At 66.0% G+C, this 16389-nt stretch carries 11 protein-coding genes, 1 tRNA gene and 1 pseudogene; 9 read left to right on the top strand and 4 right to left on the bottom strand.

Annotation, left to right across the window (positions count from 1 at the left end; translation table 11 throughout):
• Window positions 1–331: 331 nt before the first annotated feature.
• On the bottom strand, window positions 332–1450 hold the full coding sequence (locus tag KEC55_RS22195; protein ID WP_282510804.1) for an acyltransferase family protein: 1119 nt from the start codon (window positions 1448–1450) through the stop codon (window positions 332–334).
• 267 nt (window positions 1451–1717) lie between these two features.
• Between KEC55_RS22195 and KEC55_RS22190 the strand changes: the two genes are divergently transcribed.
• Together KEC55_RS22190 and KEC55_RS22185 are read left to right on the top strand one after the other, a co-directional pair.
• Window positions 1718–2167 (top strand): HU family DNA-binding protein, encoded by a 450-nt coding sequence (locus KEC55_RS22190; protein WP_034185832.1) that lies wholly within the window; start codon window positions 1718–1720, stop codon window positions 2165–2167.
• 295 nt (window positions 2168–2462) lie between these two features.
• Window positions 2463–3254 carry an AadA family aminoglycoside 3''-O-nucleotidyltransferase gene (locus KEC55_RS22185; RefSeq protein ID WP_282510801.1) on the top strand — a complete coding sequence of 264 codons (792 nt, stop codon included), beginning with the start codon at window positions 2463–2465 and terminating at the stop codon, window positions 3252–3254.
• Window positions 3255–3314: 60 nt separating this feature from the next.
• Here KEC55_RS22185 and KEC55_RS22180 read toward each other — a convergent pair whose 3' ends face one another.
• The 3 genes and pseudogenes from KEC55_RS22180 to KEC55_RS22170 form a co-directional block, all read right to left on the bottom strand.
• A complete protein-coding gene (locus KEC55_RS22180; protein WP_282510799.1) occupies window positions 3315–3788 on the bottom strand; it encodes a VOC family protein in 474 nt (157 codons plus the stop codon).
• Between the two features lie 385 nt (window positions 3789–4173).
• Complete coding sequence (locus KEC55_RS22175) at window positions 4174–5331, bottom strand: porin (RefSeq protein ID WP_282510796.1); 1158 nt, start codon at window positions 5329–5331, stop codon at window positions 4174–4176.
• A 393-nt stretch (window positions 5332–5724) separates the two neighbouring features.
• Window positions 5725–6664, bottom strand: a pseudogene (locus tag KEC55_RS22170) (YihY/virulence factor BrkB family protein).
• 142 nt (window positions 6665–6806) lie between these two features.
• On the opposite strand from KEC55_RS22170, the gene fdnG reads away from it, so the two are divergent.
• The 7 genes from fdnG (at window position 6807) to KEC55_RS22135 (ending at window position 16035) form a co-directional block, all read left to right on the top strand.
• Window positions 6807–9878 carry a formate dehydrogenase-N subunit alpha gene (gene fdnG, locus KEC55_RS22165; RefSeq protein WP_282510794.1) on the top strand — a complete coding sequence of 1024 codons (3072 nt, stop codon included), beginning with the start codon at window positions 6807–6809 and terminating at the stop codon, window positions 9876–9878.
• Window positions 9879–9888: 10 nt separating this feature from the next.
• Window positions 9889–10803: a formate dehydrogenase subunit beta gene (gene fdxH / locus KEC55_RS22160; RefSeq protein ID WP_043177545.1), complete on the top strand. Its 915-nt coding sequence runs from the start codon at window positions 9889–9891 to the stop codon at window positions 10801–10803.
• Window positions 10800–11426, top strand: a complete 627-nt coding sequence (locus tag KEC55_RS22155) for a formate dehydrogenase subunit gamma (protein ID WP_011355693.1) — start codon at window positions 10800–10802, stop codon at window positions 11424–11426. The genes fdxH and KEC55_RS22155 overlap by 4 nt, the downstream gene beginning before the upstream one ends.
• A 109-nt stretch (window positions 11427–11535) precedes the next feature.
• A complete protein-coding gene (fdhE, locus tag KEC55_RS22150) occupies window positions 11536–12471 on the top strand; it encodes a formate dehydrogenase accessory protein FdhE (RefSeq protein ID WP_282510786.1) in 936 nt (311 codons plus the stop codon).
• Window positions 12472–12546: 75 nt separating this feature from the next.
• On the top strand, window positions 12547–13986 hold the full coding sequence (gene selA, locus KEC55_RS22145; RefSeq protein ID WP_282510784.1) for an L-seryl-tRNA(Sec) selenium transferase: 1440 nt from the start codon (window positions 12547–12549) through the stop codon (window positions 13984–13986).
• Complete coding sequence (selB, locus tag KEC55_RS22140) at window positions 13983–15908, top strand: selenocysteine-specific translation elongation factor (protein WP_282510782.1); 1926 nt, start codon at window positions 13983–13985, stop codon at window positions 15906–15908. The genes selA and selB overlap by 4 nt, the downstream gene beginning before the upstream one ends.
• Before the next feature lie 31 nt (window positions 15909–15939).
• A tRNA-Sec gene (locus KEC55_RS22135) sits at window positions 15940–16035 on the top strand.
• The last annotated feature ends 354 nt before the right edge of the window (window positions 16036–16389 follow it).

The following is a 16389-nucleotide window of genomic DNA, read 5'->3' as shown; positions in this document are numbered from 1 at the left end:
GGTTGTTCCGTTGGCCCCGGCCGCTCAGGCGCCGGGGCTTTTTTGTATCCGCGCGTGCGCGATCGTGGTGCGCGCAGCCGCTGGTTCGTGCCGGATTCGAGCTTGGGCGGGGCGCCGGGTGAGGTGGCGTGTTGCGCGTGAAACCGGTGCCGAAGCGCTGGCCCTGGGCGAGTGCTTCGGCGGTTTCGTTGGCGTGACGTGCGTTGATGGATGTTGACGTGTGTGCCGGCGCCGGGCCGGCCGGCGTCGCGCGGTGAAGTCGCGCCGCTCGCCGGGCAACGCGAAGAGGGCGTTGCCTTTCCTTTGGGTCGGGTGCGCGTCTGCGTGACGTTCAGCGCGGCGACGTGCTCGGCTGCGCGGCGAAGTGCCGGGCGAGCATCGTGGCGATCGGTTTCTTGAAGTCGAGCAGCCGCTTTTCGAGATAGCGCCAGGAGAGGTGCGCAAGCAGGACGGCGAGCGCGAATTGCAGCATCTCGGGCAGCGCTTCGCGGACGAATTCCGGCATCGGTACATGCGCGAAAGATGCGGGCAGCATGCCGAAGCGCGTCGGAATCAGGTTGTGGAACAGGTAGAAGCCGTAGCTGATCGTGCCGAGATAGACGAGCGGACCCCAGTCGAGCAGTGCGACGACCGGATGTTCGGGTTCGCTGACGATCCACAGCATCAGTGCGCCGAGCGACGCGGACAGGCCGAGATCCGCGAGCCCCGCGACCGCGTCGGGCAGCGTCGTGCACGCGGGCAGCGCGAGGAAGAATACGACGCCTGCCGCGCCGAGCCAGCCGGGCGGAACGCGTCGCACGGCGGCCACGCCGCGATCGGCGAGCGCCATCGCGCCGACGCCGCCGAGCGCGATCAGTGCGAAATTCCACGGGGAAAACGCGTAGATCAGTACCGGCGACGCATCGGCCAGATAGAGCGCGAGATGCGCGATCGCGCACAGCGCGACGGCCGCGATGCCGAGCGCGACGTGTCGTGCGGCAGGCACCGCGAGCAACGCGAGCGGTGCGATCAGATAGAACTGCTGTTCAACCGCGAGGCTCCAGAAGTGCGACGTGGAGCCCGGCCAGCCGTCCTTCACGACGCCGATCCAGTAGTTCGACAGGAACACCGCGTGCCACGCGAGCCCGAGGTTGACGCCGCGCTGGTAGAACAGCGCGTGCGCGATCGCGAGCGCGGCGAGCAGCAGGTAGTACACGGGAAAGATCCGCAGCGCGCGCTTCGCGAGGAACAGCGCGAACGCGTGGCGGCGCGTCATGGTGCCGCACTCGACGGCCTGGCGGTTGCGATGCAGTTCGCCGACGATCAGGAATCCGCTGATGAGGAAAAACGTCCACACACCAAGCTTGCCGACGTCGACGGCAAGGACGTGGCCCTTGTGGGACAGGAAAACGAGGATGACGGCGAGGGCTCGCAGGCCGTCGAGTCCTTTGACGTATCTGGCTTCGCGCATGGAGGCATCCGGGCATTGAGCGAGCCCAGTATAGGTGCGCAAATATCGAACGTAATTCGCGTTCGGGCTCGTTTGGACGCATACGTAAAGGCGTTTTTGGATGCTCAAGCGTCGATGAAGTCGGTCGCGCGCAACAAAACCTGCGGGAAACCCCGCGAAAACGCATAAAAGTACTGCACGAAGCGTCAAGGCGCTTGTAGAATCCGGCGTTGAAGCGCGCGCGTTGCACGCTTCGTGTATCCAACGACCACACCTGGTAGGAGAAACATGGCGACTTCCGCAAAAAAGGTGGCCAAGAAGGCTGCCGCACCGGCCACCAAGAAAGTGGCTGCAAAAAAGGCTGCGCCCGCGAAGAAAGTAGTGGCCAAGAAGGCTGTCGCGAAGGCAGCACCGGCTGCTCCGACGCCGCTGAAGGACAAGTTCACGAAGGCATCGCTCGCAACGCACATCGCTGAGCGCGCAGCTGTCGAAGTGAAGGCGGTCAAGGCAGTGCTCGCCGCACTCGAGAACGTCGTGCTGGGCTCGGTCCACAAGAAGGGCGCAGGCGAATTCACGCTGCCGGGTCTGCTGAAGATCACGGCACAAGTCGTGCCGGCGAAGAAGAAGCGCTTCGGCAAGGATCCGTTCTCGGGCGAAGAGCGTTGGTTCCCGGCGAAGCCGGCCAGCGTGCGCGTGAAGGCACGTGCGCTGAAGAAGCTGAAGGACGCGGCAGCGTAATGCCGCGCAACGACTGCCGAATACATGTCGGCAGCCGTTGCGGAGTCCTGCGATCCCCGTACGCGAAAGCGTGCGGGGATTTTTATTGCGCCGCGCCAATCGCGCGGCAGCGAAGCGGCAGTGCGGCGACGATGGGCAGCACGACGCGCGCGGTGCAATGCATCGCATGCCGTCCATGCTTAATGCCGAACGGTGATCTGCAAACCGCAGTTGCGCGGGACGCGGTTTCGCCGCAGCCCGGCGCACGCGTCGCGCCCGCGACGCCCGTTGCCTGCGCATCGCAAGTCCGGCCGTCGTGACTGGATTCATCCCGAACGAAATCGCCGTACAGGTCGCTGCCGCACGCACTGCGATCGAGCGGCATCTCGGCGCGACGCTGGAAGCCATCCACCTGTTCGGATCGGCGCTCGACGGCGGATTGAAACCGCGCAGCGACATCGACTTGCTGGTGACGGTGACGGCGCGACCCGACGAAGCGGTGCGGCATGCGTTGATGCACGATCTGCTCAACGTGTCGGCGCCGCCGGGTGGCGCAGGCGGCATGCGCGCACTGGAGATCACCGTCGTCGCGCACGGCGACGTGGTGCCGTGGCGTCATCCGGCGCGGCGCGAACTGCAGTTCGGCGAGTGGCTGCGCCGCGATCTCGATGCGGGCATCGTCGAACCGCCGCTCGTCGATCACGATCTGGCGATCCTGTTGACGAAGGCGCGGCAGCACAGCATCGCGTTGTTCGGGCCGCCTGCGGCCGCGCTGTTCGAGCCGGTGCCCGCGCGCGATTTCGTCGTCGCATTGCTCGCGACCGTTGCGCAATGGAACGCCGAACCGGACTGGCGCGGCGACGAGTGCAACGTGGTGCTCGCGCTCGCGCGCATCTGGTACAGCGCCGCGACCGGCACGATTGCACCCAAGGACGTCGCCGCGGCATGGGTGCTGGAGCGCCTGCCTCACGCGTATCGGCCGGTGGTGGCAGCCGCGCGCGACGCCTATCTCGGTGGCGACGCAGGCGCGGCAATCCTGTCCGGCGAGCCGCTCGCCGCCTTCATCGGCTACGCGCGGCGAACCGTCGAATCGATGCTGCGGGCGTAGCGGCAGCTACCGGGCGCGTGATCGGCGCACGGTCATGCATGTGCGGCGCGACGTGCGTCGTCAGCCCGCCGTGCCCGCGAAGGCGGCCTTCAGTGCGGCGTCGTCGAACTTGACCATCTGCATCATCGTCGCGGCCACGCGCGCCGCCTTGACCGGGTCGCGGTCGGTCATCATCGGGATGAGCGCTTCCGGAACGATCTGCCACGACACGCCATAGCGATCCCTCAGCCAGCCGCAGGCGTCGGCCGTGCCGCCGTTGTCGAGCAGCGCGTTCCAGTAGCGGTCGAGTTCCGCCTGGCTGGCGCAACTGACCAGCAGCGAGATCGCATGATTGAACGTCTCCGTGCGCGCGTGGCTCATCGCGAAGAACGGCTGGCCGAACAGCTCGAATTCGACCATTCGCGTGCCGTCGGTGCCGGGCACCGCCGTGACGCGCACGACGCGTGAATCCGGAAAGATGCCTGCGTAGAAGGCCGCGGCTTCTTCGGCTTCCGTCGAATACCAGAGAAAAGGCGTGATCTTCTGAATCGTCATGGCGAATCTCCTGTGTGAATGGGGCGACGTGCGAACCCGTGCCGCCATCGATACGACGGACGACGGTTGCCGAAATCGACACGCCGCGGCATATCGCCATCGCACCGGACGAGCGGGGCCGGCAGTGCGGATGGTAGTCGCTCGGCGAACGGATGGCGACCTGCGCGGCTATCCGCAAACGGTGTTCCCGGCGCTTTGCAGCCGCCAGGCGCCGCTGCCGGCCGGTCGGCGTGCATCGGGCTCGGGTTCGGGGTGCCGGCCCGTGCAGGCGCCGCCGGCACGCGGGAGACGGACGAAAAAAAGCCAGTCGCGGCCGAAACCGGGACTGGCTTTCCAGGTCGGCGGCAAGGCGTCGGAGACGCCGTGCACGCCGGAAACGTACTTCTTAGAACTTGTGACGCAGGCCGAGAGCGACCATTTCGGCCGAGCTCTTGCCGGCGAAGCCGTACGAGCCGATCGAAGCTTGCGCGTTCTGTTGAACGCCGTCGACGAGCTGCGTGCCGCTTGCGTGCTGGTATGCGCCGACCAGGTAGACGTCCGTGCGCTTCGACAGCGAGTAGTCCGCGCCCAGCGAAACCTGGTGGTACTTCGCGGTCGTGTCGCCGCTCGACTTCGTGTACGAGTAGCCGAGACCCAGCAGCAGCGGTGCCGTAACCTGATACGTCACGAAGCCGCGGCCGGTGTTGTACTTCTCGGTCGAACCGAAGCCCGACGATGCGTCCGGCTTGTATTGCGCGTTGCTGTAGCCGAGGCCGACCGTAACCGGGCCGATCACGTACTGACCTGCAACCTGGGCGATCGCGATCGACTTCGCCGTCACGTAACCCGAGTTGATCGGGCCGTCGACGATGTTGTCCGACGTCGTCGAACCCCAGCCCGAGCGGAGGCCTGCAGCCGTCGGCGTCGGGTTGTTCGCGTAGAAGTAGCCTGCTGCAACGCCGACCGGGCCGTTGTTGTAGGCAGCTGCGACCGACCACGTCTGGCCTGCGCCCGTCTTGCCTGCGACGCCGCCGAGGGCGTACATGCCTTCAGCCTGGAAGCCAGCGATCACCGGCGACGTGTACTTGATTGCGTTGCTGACGCGCAGGCTGTTGTCGTTGTTGTCGACGTCACCCGGCGTGGCGAACGTGCTGCCGAAGTAGTTGTCAGCCGTGACTGCCTGGACCAGGTCGACCAGCGGGTCGTACTGGCGGCCGAGCGTCAGCGTGCCGTACTGGCTGCTTTCGAGGCCGACGAATGCCTGACGGCCGAACATGCGACCGCCCTGGTTCAGGTGGCCGGTGCCCGGATCAAAACCGTTTTCCAACTGGAAGATCGCCTTCAGGCCACCGCCGAGGTCTTCTGCACCCTTCAGGCCGAAGCGGCTACCTTGCAGGTTGCCCGACAGCATTTGGACCGAGTTGTTGGACTGGCCGTCATTGCCGTGCACCCAAGCGATCGACGTGTCGATCACGCCGTACAGCGTCACGCTCGATTGAGCATGAGCAGCACCAGCGGCGCCCAGCAGGGCGAGCGAGAGGGTCGAGAGAGCGAGTTTCTTCATCGTTGAGTTTCTCCACGCAAGTGATTCATCGTTATTTGTTGCGGATTGGAGAATAGCTCAGTGCCATAGACGCAAGAAAGCTTAAAAAATAAAGTGTCTCGAAAAGGTAACAGCGTGAAAAAGTCCATATATATCAAGCACATCAACAACTGTTCCTGTTTTTGAAATAGTTGACAATTGCTGCGCCGCGATTGTTTCAAAAGTCGATGCGCCGGGCGGCAGGTTGCGTGTTTCGCCGGGTTCCGTCATGGAAACGGGGGTGTGCAAACGTTTGCTGTTGCGGCAATGTCCATGCGGACACGCAAGATGCGTGTCAACGCCGCGCAAATGCGCGGCGGGCAGCGTGGTTGCAAAGGGGCGGGCGGGTGTGCGGGGGGCTTGCGGCGGGGTAAATCAGTCGCCGCGCATGCGGTCGTTGCCGGGGCCGGGCTGTGGTCGGGCGGACGCAGCCGGTGCGGCGCTTGCCGGCTGATGCGCATTGCCGCGCGCCGCCGCGAATTCCGCGCCGAGCAGCAGCACGATCGCGGAGAAGTACAGCCACATCAGCAGGACCGCGAACGATCCGGCCGCGCCGAATGCGCTGGCCGTGCCCGCGTGCGCGAGGTACAGCGCGAACAGCTTCTTGCCGCCGGAGAACAGGATCGCGGACACGACACCGCCGACCGCGGCGTCGCGCCACGCGACGCGCGCATCGGGCAGGAACTTCATCAACGAAGCGAACGCAGCCGCGAGCACGGCGATGCCGACGAAGAACTGCACGAGGTTCGTGACGACCACATACGGCGAATTGCCGAGCAGCCAGGTGCCGACGAACGTGATCGCGGTGTCGAGCACGAGCGACACGATCAGCAGAAACGCGACGCCTAGCACGAGCCCCGAACGAGATCAGCCGCACGCGCACGAGCCCGAGCATACTCGACCAGCGGTTCTCGGTAGCCGGCCAGATCACGCTGAGCGCGGCGCTGAGCGACGCGAACGTGGCCGACGCGCCGATGGCGAGCGCGGCGAACGAGATCAGGGTGGCCAGGCCGCCGCGCTCGCCCGCGCGGTGCGCGTTCTGCACGATCGTCTGGATGCTGGCCGCCGCGTCGTCGCCGATCAGCTGGTGCGCCTGCTCGAATACCTGGCCGCGCGCGGCATCGTCGCCGTAGAACCAGCCGGCCACCGCGATCACCATCACGAGCATCGGCGCGAGCGAGAACGCGGAGAAAAACGCGATGCCCGCGGCCATCGCGGAGCAGCGGTCGGACGAGAAACGCTTGAACGCGTTGAGGGCCCAGTTGGCCTGTTGCTGGGCAAGACGGGTTGCTTCGGAGGTGATCTGTCGTTTCATGACGGTTCGGTTGCGCGCGGAACGCGGATCATCGTTGGTAATCAGACAATTCAGTATTGATCCGAGGATTCGAACATAGTTGCGCGAACTGTCTATAATTCCTTTCAGTTTCCCCACCCCCACAATAACGCCGAGACCAGCCATGCTACAAATGTCCCGGCGCCAGTTCCTGAAGGTGACGGCTACGTCGCTTGCCGGATCGAGTCTAGCCCTGATGGGCTTCTCTCCGTCCGAAGCGCTCGCCGAAGTCCGACAGTACAAGCTGGCGCGCACAGTCGAAACGCGCAACACCTGTCCTTACTGTTCAGTGGGTTGCGGCATCCTGATGTACAGCCTCGGCGACGGCGCGAAAAACGCCCAGCCGAGCATCATCCACATCGAGGGCGATCCCGACCATCCCGTCAATCGCGGCACGCTGTGCCCGAAGGGCGCGAGCCTGATCGACTTCATCCACAGCCCGAACCGCCTGACGCACCCCGAGTATCGCGCGCCCGGCTCGGACAAGTGGGAACCGATTTCGTGGAACGACGCGCTCGACCGCATCGCGAAGCTGATGAAGGCCGACCGCGACGCGAACTTCGTCGAGACGGCTGAAGACGGTGCGAAGGTCAACCGCTGGCTCACGACCGGCATGCTGGCCGCGTCGGCGGGCAGCAACGAGGTCGGCTACCTGACGCACAAGACCATCCGCAGTCTCGGGATGCTCGCATTCGACAATCAGGCGCGTGTCTGACATGGCCCGACGGTGGCAGGTCTTGCCCCGACGTTTGGCCGTGGAGCGATGACGAACCATTGGGTCGACATCAAGAACGCGGACGTGATTCTCGTGATGGGCGGCAATGCAGCCGAGGCCCATCCGTGCGGTTTCAAGTGGGTAACGGAGGCGAAGGCGCACCGCAAGGCGCGGCTGATCGTCGTCGACCCGCGCTTTACGCGTACGGCCTCGGTGGCCGATTACTACGCGCCGATCCGCACCGGCACCGACATCGTCTTCCTGGGCGGCGTCATCAACTATCTGCTGACGAACGACAAGATCCAGCACGAGTACGTGAAGAACTACACGGACTTCTCGTTCATCGTGCGCGAGGATTTCGCGTTCAACGACGGCATCTATTCCGGCTATGACGCGGAGAAGCACGCGTACCCGGACAAATCGAGCTGGGACTACGAGCTCGGCGACGACGGCTTCGTGAAGGTCGACCCGACGCTGCAGCATCCGCGTTGCGTGTACAACCTGCTGAAGCAGCACTACGCGCGCTATACGCCGGACATGGTCCAGCAGGTCTGCGGCACGCCGAAGGAGAAATTCCTGAAGGTGTGCGAGATGCTCGCGACCACGGCCGTTCCCGGCCGCGCCGGCACGGTGCTGTACGCGCTCGGCTGGACCCACCACTCGATCGGCGCGCAGATCATCCGCACCGGCGCGATGGTGCAGCTGCTGCTCGGCAACATCGGCATCGCCGGCGGCGGGATGAACGCGCTGCGCGGGCACTCGAACATCCAGGGGTTGACCGACCTCGGGCTGATGTCGAACCTGCTGCCGGGCTACATGACGCTGCCGATGCAGTCCGAGCAGGATTTCGACGGCTACATCAAGAAGCGCGTGCAGCTGCCGCTGCGGCCGAACCAGTTGAGCTACTGGAAGAACTACAAGGCCTTCCACGTCAGCTTCATGAAGTCCTGGTGGGGCGACGCGGCGACCGCCGAGAACAACTGGGCCTACGACTACCTGCCGAAGCTGGACAAGCAGTACGACCTGCTGCAGGCGATCGAGCTGATGAATGCCGGCAAGATGAACGGCTACATCTGCCAGGGCTTCAACCCGCTCGCGGCGGCGCCGTCGAAGGTGAAGACGGCGGCGGGCCTCGCGAAGCTGAAGTGGCTCGTGATCATGGATCCGCTCGCGACCGAGACGTCCGAGTTCTGGAAGCATCACGGCGACTACAACGACGTCGATGCGTCCAGGATCCAGACCGAGGTGTTCCGTCTGCCGACCACGTGCTTCGCGGAGGAAAACGGCTCGCTCGTGAGTTCGAGCCGTGTGCTGCAGTGGCACTGGAAGGGCGCGGAGCCGCCGGGCGAAGCGAAGAGCGACCTCGAGATCATGTCGGGGCTGTTCCTGCGCATGCGCAAGATGTACCAGAAGGACGGCGGCAAGTATCCGGATCCGATCGTCAACCTGACGTGGCCGTACTCGAACCCGGAGAGCCCGACGCCCGAAGAGCTTGCAATGGAGTTCAACGGAAAGGCGCTCGCCGACCTGCCTGATCCGAAGGATCCGGCCAAGGCGCTCGTGAAGAAGGGCGAGCAGCTCGCCGCGTTCGCGCAGCTGAAGGACGACGGCACGACCGCGAGCGGCTGCTGGATCTTCTGCGGTGCGTGGACGCAGGCCGGCAACCAGATGGGACGGCGCGACAACTCCGACCCGACCGGCATCGGCCAGACGCTGAACTGGGCGTGGGCGTGGCCGGCGAACCGGCGGATCCTGTACAACCGTGCATCGTGCGACGTCGCCGGCAAGCCGTTCGACCCGACCCGCAAGTTGATCGGCTGGAACGGCAGCGCGTGGAAGGGCGCCGACATTCCCGACTTCAAGGCGGACGAAACGCCCGAGAACGGGATGGGGCCGTTCATCATGAATCCGGAAGGTGTCGCGCGCTTCTTCGCGCGTGCGGGGATGAACGAAGGTCCGTTCCCCGAGCACTACGAGCCGTTCGAGACGCCGATCGGCACGAACCCGCTGCACCCGAACAACCCGCTGGCGCTGAACAACCCGGCCGCCCGCGTGTTCCCGGACGACCGCGCGTCGTTCGGCCAGGCGCCGGAGTTCCCGCATGCCGCGACGACGTACCGGCTGACCGAGCACTTCCATTACTGGACCAAGCATGCGCGGCTGAACTCGATCATCCAGCCCGAGCAATTCGTCGAGATCGGCGAAGACCTCGCGAAGGAAGTCGGCGTCGCGCATGGCGAGCGCGTGAAGGTGTCGTCCAAGCGCGGCTACATCATCGCGGTCGCCCTCGTCACGAAGCGGATCAAGCCGCTGATGGTCGACGGCAAGAAGGTCCAGACGGTCGGCGTCCCGTTGCACTGGGGCTTCAAGGGTCTGACGAAGCCCGGCTATCTCGCCAATACCCTGACTCCGTCCGTGGGTGACGGCAACTCCTATACACCGGAATTCAAGTCGTTCCTGGTGAAGGTCGAAAAGGCGTAAGGGGAAAGAGATGGCATTGCAATCGCTGGATATCAAGCGCGTCTCGGCCACCACGACGCCACCGCCCACGGTGCGCGAACCGGTGACCGGGAGCGTCGCGAAGCTGATCGACGTATCGAAGTGCATCGGCTGCAAGGCATGCCAGACGGCATGCATGGAGTGGAACGACCTGCGTGACGAGGTCGGCACCAACGTTGGCGTGTACGACAACCCGGCCGACCTGACCGAGCATTCGTGGACGGTCATGCGGTTCTCCGAATACGAGAACCCGGCCGGCGACCTCGAGTGGCTGATCCGCAAGGACGGCTGCATGCACTGCGAGGATCCGGGCTGCCTGAAGGCGTGTCCGTCGCCGGGCGCGATCGTGCAGTACAACAACGGGATCGTCGATTTCCACGAGGAGAACTGCATCGGTTGCGGCTATTGCGTGACCGGTTGCCCGTTCAACGTTCCGCGGATCTCGAAGAAGGATCATCGCGCGTACAAGTGCACGCTCTGTTCCGACCGCGTCGCGGTCGGCCAGGAACCGGCCTGCGTGAAGACCTGCCCGACGGGCGCGATCGTGTTCGGCACCAAGGAGGACATGAAGCAGCATGCGGCCGAGCGGATCGAGGACCTGAAGGAGCGCGGCTTCGAGCATGCGGGGCTGTACGACCCGCAGGGCGTCGGCGGCACGCACGTGATGTATGTGCTGCACCATGCCGACAAACCCTCGCTGTACCACGGGCTGCCCGACAACCCGTCGATCAGCCCGATGGTGAAGCTGTGGAAGGGCATTGCGAAGCCGCTTGCGGTTGCCGGCATCGCGCTGACCGCGCTCGCCGGGTTCTTCCACTATGTCCGGGTTGGTCCGAACGAGGTGAGCGACGAAGAGGAATCGGCCGCGCGCGACGAGGCGCGACGCATCAAGGAGGACGCGAAATGAACCACGACGACCCCAACCTGATCGTCCGCTACTCGGCGAACGAGCGCACGAACCACTGGATCACCGCGATCACGTTCGTGCTGCTCGCGTTGTCCGGGCTCGCGCTGTTCCACCCGTCGATGTTCTGGCTGACCGCGCTGTTCGGCGGCGGCCAGTGGACGCGGATCCTGCATCCGTTCGTCGGCCTCGTGATGTTCGTGTCGTTCGCGATCCTCGTGGTGCGCTTCTGGCACCACAACGCGCTCGACGCGGACGATCGCCAGTGGCTGAAGCAGATCGGCGACGTGCTGACCAACCAGGAAGACAAGCTGCCGCCTGTCGGGCGCTATAACGCCGGACAGAAGCTGCTATTCTTTACGTTGGTGGCGTGCCTGTTGCTGCTCCTGCTGTCGGGAGTCGTGATCTGGCGGCGCTACTTCTCGTTCTACTTCCCGATCGGGGTGATCCGCGCGGCCGCTGTCGTGCATGCCGTGGCGGCCTTCGTGCTGATCGCGAGCATCATCGTGCACATTTACGCGGCGTTGTGGGTGAAGGGCTCGATTGGCGCGATGGTGCGCGGCACCGTCACGCTGGGCTGGGCCCGCAAGCATCACCCGAAGTGGTTCCGTGAAAGCGTGAAATAACGCACCGGAGCGGGGCGGCTCGCCGATCGCGGCGGGGCGTTCCGTTCCTTCGCCGGAACTGCCCGAAAGCGCCGATGCGTCGGCGCTTGTTTATTTGGAAGACATTTCTGTGACACAACGCATTCTCGAACCGACCGAGATCTCGGCACTCGATCATTCGGCCATCCCGCGCTTTCGCCTGCCGGAGCGCGCCACCGCGTTCTCGGCACGCGCCGCGCGGCTGCGCAAGCTGGCCGACCTGAACCCGATCAGCGGTTACCTGCGGCTGATGGCCACCGTCGCCGATGCGCAGCACGCGACGCTGCAAACGCTCGAACTGCCGCTGCCGTCGAAGGAAGCGATCGCGCTTGCGCAGCAGCATTCGATGCCGCTCGTGCCGGCGCTCGACGGCGAGCGCAACCCGCAATGGCGTGCCGTGCTGTACGAACTGCTCGATCGCGTCGAAGGCGCCGGGCTCGTCAACCCGCAGCTTGCAAAGCTGCTCGACCGGCTGCGCCTGCTGGCACCCGCCGAACTCGACGCGCAGGCCGACGCGATCCTCGCGCTGCGCTTCGCTGAAGTCGACCCGGCCACCGCGCCGTTCCTGATGGCCGCGCTGCAGGTCGTCTGGACGGATCTCGCAAGCTGCGTGGCGCCGGCCGACGTCCCGTATCTCGACCAGCCGGGGCTGTGCCCCGTGTGCGGCACGCATCCGGTCGCGAGCGTCGTGCGGGTCGGCGGCCAGTACCAGGGCTACCGTTTCCTGCAATGCGGGCTGTGCACGACCGAATGGCACATGGTGCGCACGAAGTGCTCGCACTGCGATTCGACGAAGGGCATCGCCTATCACGGGATCGAAGGCGGCAGCGAAGCCGTCAAGGCCGAATCGTGCGACGAGTGCAAGACCTATCGCAAGATCGGCTATCAGGACAAGGACTACGAGTTCGAGCCGCTCGCGGACGATCTCGCGAGTCTCACGCTCGACCTGCTGATGAACGAGGCCGGCTACCAGCGCAGTTCGCCGAACCCGCTGCTGTGGCCGGACGTCGCGCGGGAAGCGGACTGACGGCACGAGGCCGGGGGCGGTGCGCGAGCGCCGGCGCCGGCCGACTGCGAAGCATGAGACTGGAGCCACAACTACGTGACCGAACCGGGTGTGAATGAATTGAATGCGGTGCTGGCGCGCGTGCCGTCCGTCGAGCGCGTGCTGTCGTCGGCACCGTTGCAACCGCTGATCGCGGACTATGGCCGCACGCGCGTGCTCAATGCCGTGCGCGCCGAACTGGAGCGCTGGCGTACCGCCGCGCAACACGATCCGGCCACGGCGGAGCCGCTCGACGAGCCGCGCATCGCCGCCGCCATCGCGCGCACGCTGGCCGCGCAGAGCACCGGCGCCTTGCGTGCCGTGTTCAACCTGACCGGCACCGTACTGCACACGAACCTCGGGCGCGCGCTGTTGCCCGACGACGCGGTGCGAGCGGTGGTGGACGCACTCACGCAGCCCGTCAACCTCGAATTCGATCTCGCCACGGGCCGCCGCGGCGATCGCGACGACCTGATCGACGCTCTGCTGTGCGAACTGACGGGCGCGGAAGCCGCGACCGTCGTCAACAACAATGCGGCGGCCGTGCTGCTGACGCTGTCGGCGCTCGCGACGAAGCGGGAAGTCGTCGTGTCGCGTGGCGAGCTGGTCGAAATCGGCGGCGCATTCCGCATTCCCGACATCATGAGCCGTGCCGGCGCGAAGCTGCGTGAGGTCGGCACGACCAACCGCACGCATCTGCGCGATTATGCGGACGCCATCGGCCCGCGCACGGCGCTGCTGATGAAGGTGCATTACAGCAACTACGCGATCAGCGGCTTCACGAAGGAGACGACGCTCGCCGAACTCGCGCCGCTCGCGCGCGAGCACGGCGTGCCGGTTGCCGTCGATCTCGGCAGCGGCACGCTTGCCGACCTGTCGTTATGGGGCCTGCCGCACGAGACGACCGTGCAGGAAACCGTCGCCGCCGGCGCAAACATTGTCACGTTCAGCGGCGACAAGCTGCTCGGCGGGCCGCAGGCCGGCCTGATCGTCGGCGACCGCGCGCTGATCGCGAAGATCAAGAAACATCCGCTCAAGCGTGCGCTGCGCGTCGGCAAGCTGACGCTCGCGGCGCTCGAACCCGTGTTGCGTCTGTACCAGTCGCCCGAATTCCTGCGCGACCGGCTCACGACGCTGCGCCTGCTGACGCGGCCCCAGCGCGAGATCGCGGAGGCCGCCGAACGCGTGCGTCCGGCGCTGCAGGGCGCGCTCGGCAGCGATTTCGACGTGACGGTCGAACCGATGTTCAGCCAGATCGGCAGCGGTGCGCTGCCGGTCGATCAACTGCCGAGCGCCGGGCTCGTCGTGCGCACGGCGGACGGCAAGCGCGGCGGCCGCGCGCTTGCGCAACTGGAGAAGCGCCTGCGTGAATGGCCGCGCCCGGTGATCGGCCGCATCGCCGACAACGCGCTGCGGCTCGACCTGCGCTGCCTCGAAGCCGCTGACGAAGCGGCGCTCGTCGCGCAATGCGAGACGCCGGCGGGGCCTGCTGCATGATCGTCGGGACCGCGGGGCACATCGACCACGGCAAGACGACGCTGGTGCGTGCGCTGACGGGTGTCGATACCGACCGCCTGAAGGAAGAGAAGGCGCGCGGCATTTCGATCGAACTCGGTTACGCCTATACGCCGCTCGGCAACGGCGAAGTGCTCGGCCTGATCGACGTGCCGGGACACGAGAAGCTGATTCATACGATGGCGGCGGGCGCGTGCGGGATCGATTTCGCGCTGCTCGTGATTGCCGCCGACGACAGCGTGATGCCCCAGACGCGCGAGCATCTCGCGATCCTGCAACTGCTCGGCGTCACGCATGGCGCCGTCGCGCTGACCAAATGCGATCGCGTCGATGTCGCGCGCGTCGCCGAGGTGCGCGACGAGATCGCTGCGTGGCTGCACGACTCGACGCTGGCCGGCGTGCCGATCTTCGAAACGCGGGCAACCGCAACGGACGATCCCGGTGTCGCCGCGTTGAAACGTCACCTGGCCGACGCGGCGATCGCGTGGCGTGCGCGCCGCGACGACGGCCTGTTCCGGCTCGCGGTCGATCGCGTGTTCACGCTCGCGGGGCAGGGTACGGTCGTGACGGGCACCGCGTTCGCGGGCCGCGTCGCGACGGGCGACACGCTCGCGATCGTGCGGTCCGGCGGCGCGGCGCGGGTGCGCAGCATCCATGCGCAGAACCGGCCGGTCGAGGCCGGCCGGGCGGGTGAACGTTGCGCGCTGAATCTGGCCGGGGTCGACAAGGCCGACGTCGAGCGCGGCGATACCGTCGCCGATGCGCGGCTCGCCGCGACGTCGCCGCGTCTCGACGTCGAGCTGACGCTGCTCGCGGATGCCGGGCTGTCGCTGACGCACTGGGCGCCGCTGCACGTGCATCTCGGCACGCTGCATCGCGTCGCGCATGTCGCGCTGCTCGATGGCGACACGCTTGCGGCCGGCCAGCGGATGCGCGTGCAACTGGTGTTCGACGAACCGGTGTTCGCGCTGCCGGGCGACCGGTTCATCGTCCGCAATCCGCAAGCGACCCGCACCGTCGGCGGCGGCCGCGTGCTCGATCCGTTCGGGCCGGCGCGCAAGCGCCGGACGCCCGCGCGCCGCGCATGGCTCGATGCGCTGGCCGCGTGGCTCGACGAAGGGCGACTCGATGCACTGCTCGCGCAGGCGCCGCTCGGCATTGCGCGCACGGCGCTCACGCATCTGACGGGATTCGCGCCGAATGCATTGGCGTTGCCGGACGACGCGCTGGCGATCGGGCAGCGCGACGCCGCGTCGAACGACGGCGAGGTGATTTCGCGTGCGCACTGGCGTGCGCTGCAGGCGCGGGCGATCGATACGCTGCGTACGTATCACGAACGCATGCCCGACGAGCAGGGGCTCGACGCAGGACGCCTGCGGCGGATGGCCGCGCCGCTCGCCGGCGATATGCTGTGGCGTGCGCTCGTCGATGCGCTGGTGACCGGCGACGAAGTCGCGCGCAGCGGGCCGTGGCTGCATCTGCCGTCGCATTCGGTGAGCCTGGAGCCGCGCGAGGAAGCACTCGCGCAGCAACTGCTGCCGCTGATTCATGCGGGGCGCTTCGACCCGCCGTGGGTGCGCGACCTGGCCCGCGACACGGGCGCGGCCGAGGACGCGGTGCGCGCGTTGCTGCGCAAGCTCGCGCGGCGCGGCGACGTGCACCAGGTCGTACGCGACCTGTTCTATCACGCGGAAGTCGCACGCGAGCTGGCGGAGCTGGTCGCGCATCTCGCGCCGTCGCGCGGCGGCGGGCTCGATGCCGCGACATTTCGCGATGCGACGGGGCTCGGCCGCAAGCGCGCGATCCAGATTCTCGAGTTCTTCGATCGGGTTGGGTATACTCGCTTCCACCGCGATCTTCACTACCTGCGGCCTGACAGCGGTTGGGTGGGTATTCAGGCGTAGGCGCTCGTTGTTCTTTGGTTCTTTTCCCCACGGAAGGCATTCGTATCCGGTGGTACGGCCGGGCTTCAAACCCGGTTGGGGGTGTCAGACACTCCCGGGTCAGTTCGACTCTGGCTGCCTTCCGCCACAGTGATTCCCCGCGATCGATGCATGCCGCGCCGCGCAGTGCGGCGTAGCGCGTCTCGGTCCGTTCGTCCTGAACCTTGCTCGTTGGTACGGCGCGCGTCGAGCAGCAAGCGGTGACGGCGAGACGGGGTACGCGTTGCTCATCCCGAGCGAGGAAAATCCATCCCTGCCGTGGCCGGTCCGCAGAATTTTTCCGAATCGAATCCCGAAGTAAAAGAGGGATGAATTGTCGTGGGCCCGGTTTGAAAGGCAGGATTATCTTTCATGCGCATAAACGGCGCGCCTTGATAATTGAATAAGTGAAGAATATTTCAATCAAAACGCTGGTGATGATTGTGCGATTTTCGGAAACTAT

The sequence above is a fragment of the Burkholderia cepacia genome, assembly GCF_029962485.1.
In the GTDB taxonomy this organism is placed as follows: domain Bacteria; phylum Pseudomonadota; class Gammaproteobacteria; order Burkholderiales; family Burkholderiaceae; genus Burkholderia.
This window is presented reverse-complemented; position numbering and strand designations above follow the sequence as displayed.

Coding starts and splice junctions, on each gene's coding strand:
- selB (WP_282510782.1), top strand. CDS start 13,983: ATGATCGTCGGGACCGCGGGGCACATCGACCACGGCAAGACGACGCTG.
- KEC55_RS22175 (WP_282510796.1), bottom strand. CDS start 5,331: ATGAAGAAACTCGCTCTCTCGACCCTCTCGCTCGCCCTGCTGGGCGCC.
- KEC55_RS22180 (WP_282510799.1), bottom strand. CDS start 3,788: ATGACGATTCAGAAGATCACGCCTTTTCTCTGGTATTCGACGGAAGCC.
- KEC55_RS22155 (WP_011355693.1), top strand. CDS start 10,800: ATGAACCACGACGACCCCAACCTGATCGTCCGCTACTCGGCGAACGAG.
- fdxH (WP_043177545.1), top strand. CDS start 9,889: ATGGCATTGCAATCGCTGGATATCAAGCGCGTCTCGGCCACCACGACG.
- KEC55_RS22195 (WP_282510804.1), bottom strand. CDS start 1,450: ATGCGCGAAGCCAGATACGTCAAAGGACTCGACGGCCTGCGAGCCCTC.
- KEC55_RS22190 (WP_034185832.1), top strand. CDS start 1,718: ATGGCGACTTCCGCAAAAAAGGTGGCCAAGAAGGCTGCCGCACCGGCC.